This is a genomic window from Paenarthrobacter sp. YAF11_1, from assembly GCF_052113445.1.
In the GTDB taxonomy this organism is placed as follows: domain Bacteria; phylum Actinomycetota; class Actinomycetes; order Actinomycetales; family Micrococcaceae; genus Arthrobacter.
On record NZ_JBFRDF010000030.1, the window covers coordinates 1 to 3,482 of the forward strand.

Consider the following 3,482-nt stretch of genomic DNA (forward strand, 5'->3'; position numbering starts at 1 on the left):
CCGCCACTAATCCCCCAGCAAGCTGGGATCATCGTTCGACTTGCATGTGTTAAGCACGCCGCCAGCGTTCATCCTGAGCCAGGATCAAACTCTCCGTTGAAGTAAAACAAATCAAACAGACACAACCACACCCACCGGAAATAACGGCCGACGCGGCTGCACAAAATTCGAAACCAGCTGAAAACCAGACCACCACACACGGGGGTGCGCGACAGTACTGGCCATAATTTCAACCAATTGATAAAACAATCGGTATCAACAAACTTGGCACACTATTGAGTTCTCAAACAACAGACCCCCCAAAACATCACCCACAGCACACCACACAAAGCAGCGCACCCAGCAGGGCCATTGGAAAAGAAGAGTTATTTTTGGCCGCCTACCGAACCGTACACACCTTCCGGCTTTCCGTTTCGCACCCGGCGACTCAGAAAACAATACACGCCCCCAACCCCCAACGCAAATCCACCCCCACACCCCACCCCACCCACACCAAACCCACCCCCAAAACCCCACCAAACCGCCGTCGGGCGCTGGTCCCTAGCGCTTCATCAGCTCCCGCAACGCAGCGCTGACGGCACCTGGATTTTCCTCAGCCATGAAGTGCCCGCCGTCAATGATCATGTGGCGGAGGTCAGACGCCCAGGCCCCCCAGAGAGCGGCAGCGTCGTAGCCCAGCACAGCGCCCAATCCTGCTGCATCACAGTCACGGGCATCTCCAGAGTGCGTCCCGAGTCCCTGTCGGCCCGATCATGCGTTAGATCGATACCGGCAGAAGAGCGGTAGTCCGCAACGATGGATGGCACAGCCCCGCGTGATGCCCTCAGATACTCCTCCCGATAAGACTCCGGAATCGCGTCAGGGTCAGTGGTCCACCCATCCAGGAATGAGGCGAAGAATGCATCGGCTGTAGCTTCGATCATGGGCTCCGGGATGCCGGCAGGCTGTGCCATGAGGTAAAGGTGCCACGCCACCTTGGCATCCGCTCCCCGGAGAATGTCCCACATGTCCAAGGTCGGCAGGACGTCCAGCGTCAAAAGATGGGTCACCGCGTCAACGTGATCCAGGCCAGCACGAATGGCAACCAGCGCGCCGCGATCATGACCGGCGAGGGCAAAGCGCTGATGGCCCAGGGCACGCGCTGCCGAAACGACGTCGGCGGCCATGGTGCGCTTTGAATAAGTTTCTTCGTCGTCCTCTACAGGCTTGTCACTCGCTCCGTACCCCCGAAGATCGGGGCAGATGACCGTGTGGTCCGCCACAAGGTCGGCCGCGACGTGACGCCACATCAGATGCGTCTGAGGGAAGCCATGCAAAAGTACGACGGCGGGTCCACTCCCCGCGACGGCAACGTTCAGTTCCACGTGGGGTGCTACAGGGACGCGGTGGTAGGTAGCTTCAGGTATCAGGGTCAACGTCACAGGGTCTCCTTCTTCAGATGTGCTCCCCCTACTATCCCGCCGCCGAATCAGCGGCGAATCAGCCGGCTCTGCCGTTTGCTTGTCGGGGGCCGTGACTACGATTGACCCGTGAGTGCGCCGCAGATCCGAGTCCTCGGCCCCATCGGGGTGAATGTTGACGGCGTGCAGCTGGAACTGTCCAAGCGCAGGCATCGGGAGATCATCGCGATCCTCGTCGCGCTACGTGGTCGGGCTATCCCCACCGCATCCCTTGCCGAAGAACTCTGGGACGGTATGCCACCGAACGGGGCCTTCGGCGCCATCCGGACCTTCGTTGGCGAGCTGCGGCGCATCCTTGAACCACACCGGAAACCTCGGACCATGCCCTCCCATCTGGTCACGGTTGGTGACGGCTACGCGTTGAGGCTCGACGCCGACGCGGTGGATGCCTGGCGCTTTGAAACGGCCGTGCTGGGGGCAATTGAAGCACCACCCGACGACGCTGATTCACGTTTGTCCACTGCCCTCGCTGAGTGGAATGGAAGCGCTTATCAAGAATTTAGCGAGCATCCGTGGGCGGTCGCGGAGGTGACCCGGCTCAGCGGGCTGCGGCAGACCGCCGTCGAACGCTGTGCCGAAGCCCGGCTCGCCGACGCCCGGCCAACCGACGCTGTTTCCATCCTGGAAACGCATGTTATGGCCAACCCATGGCGCGAGGAAGGGTGGCGACTGTTGGCGTTGGCCCTCCTACCGAAGTGGCCGCCAAGGCGAAGCTCTTGCCGTGCTTCGCGAGGCACGGCGCAAGCTGTCCGACGAGCTCGGCCTGGACCTCAGCCCCGCCCTCACGGTTCTGTCGACCAGAATCCTCCGCAGGGATGGGCAATTGGACCGGTCTGATTCAGCCAGTTTGGCCTCGATCGCCAGCGCCTATTCCAGCAGCAGCGTGCGAGCCCAACTGGAGGCTTCGAATGTCGTGTTGGGCAGCCTCGCGGTCGCCGGCGACCTTCAGACAGCCCGTCAGCAACGCCTTGCTGCAATCGAAGCGGCCGCCGGTCTCAACGATCCCGAACTCGCCGCGCGAATCATCGGAGGTTACGACGTCCCCGGGATATGGACGCGAACAGACGATCCCGCTGCTTCTACCGCGGTGGTCGCCGCAGCTGAGGCTGCACTGGCTTCTCCTGTGAACCTCACCGACCGCAGCCGGGCCCGTCTTCTGGCGACGATCGCCATGGAATCCCGCGGAGCAGGAAACAGGCAGGGCGAAGCAACCGAGGCTGTTGAGTTGGCGCGAAATTTGGGCGACAGCCAACTTCTTTGCTTCGCTTTGAGCGCTCATTTTATGCAGGCATTCGCCCGCACAGGCCTGGCAAAGCACCGCGAAGACATTGGCCGGCAGCTGATAACAACAGCGTTCGACGCCGATTCACCCACCTGCGAGATCAACGGACGCCTGATTCGGATGCAAGCCCTGTGCGCTTTGTCCGACATCGATTCCGCCGCTCTTGAAGCCAATGCAGTGGATCAGCTGGCCGTACGGCACGAGCGCCCCTTGGCAAAGGTGTTCACCCGGCAGCTACGCCACGAGGACGTATTGGTTGACGGGGACTTCGGCCCCTACGAACCATGGGTGCGTCCTCTTCTCCTGCTGCGAGCCGGTCATCAAGCCAACGCCGCGGCGGCACTTCGCCACCTGCCGGATCCGCCACGGGACCTCTTGCTGGAGGCTACCTGGTGCGTTCTGGCCCAGACTGCCTGCGAACTCCGTGAACCATCCATGATCAGCCGGGCATATACGGCACTAACGCCAGCCGGCGGAGAACGGGCGGCCGGGAGCGGAGTGGTTGATGCCGGCAGCGTTGACGACTACTTGGGAATGCTCTGGGCTGCTGGCGCTGGCCCGGCGTAGTCGCTGGGCCTTCGCGGCTCATGTGTGTGTTGTGGTGGTTAAAGGGGAAGAGCCCCGACCTGTGGTCGGGGCTCTTGCCTAATGTGTGTCCGGCGGTGTCCTACTCTCCCACACCCTCCCGGGTGCAGTACCATCGGCGCTGTGGGTCTTAGCTTCCGGGTTCGGAATGGGAC

General features: G+C 61.9%; 2 protein-coding genes, 2 rRNA genes and 1 pseudogene. 2 read left to right on the forward strand and 3 right to left on the reverse strand.

Annotated features, from left to right (window positions below):
- Positions 1-100, reverse strand: a 16S ribosomal RNA gene (locus AB4Y77_RS22895); the annotation flags it as partial.
- Positions 101-540: 440 nt separating this feature from the next.
- Positions 541-1,421: pseudogene (locus AB4Y77_RS22900) on the reverse strand (alpha/beta fold hydrolase).
- A 108-nt stretch (positions 1,422-1,529) separates the two neighbouring features.
- Here AB4Y77_RS22900 and AB4Y77_RS22905 point away from each other — a divergent pair.
- Both AB4Y77_RS22905 and AB4Y77_RS22910 read left to right on the forward strand, forming a co-directional pair.
- Complete coding sequence (locus AB4Y77_RS22905; protein WP_442015453.1) at positions 1,530-2,297, forward strand: AfsR/SARP family transcriptional regulator; 768 nt, start codon at positions 1,530-1,532, stop codon at positions 2,295-2,297.
- Positions 2,182-3,309: a hypothetical protein gene (locus tag AB4Y77_RS22910; RefSeq protein WP_442015454.1), complete on the forward strand. Its 1,128-nt coding sequence runs from the start codon at positions 2,182-2,184 to the stop codon at positions 3,307-3,309. The genes AB4Y77_RS22905 and AB4Y77_RS22910 overlap by 116 nt, the downstream gene beginning before the upstream one ends.
- Before the next feature lie 87 nt (positions 3,310-3,396).
- Here the strand turns inward: AB4Y77_RS22910 and rrf are convergent.
- Positions 3,397-3,482 (reverse strand): 5S ribosomal RNA (gene rrf, locus AB4Y77_RS22915); the annotation flags it as partial.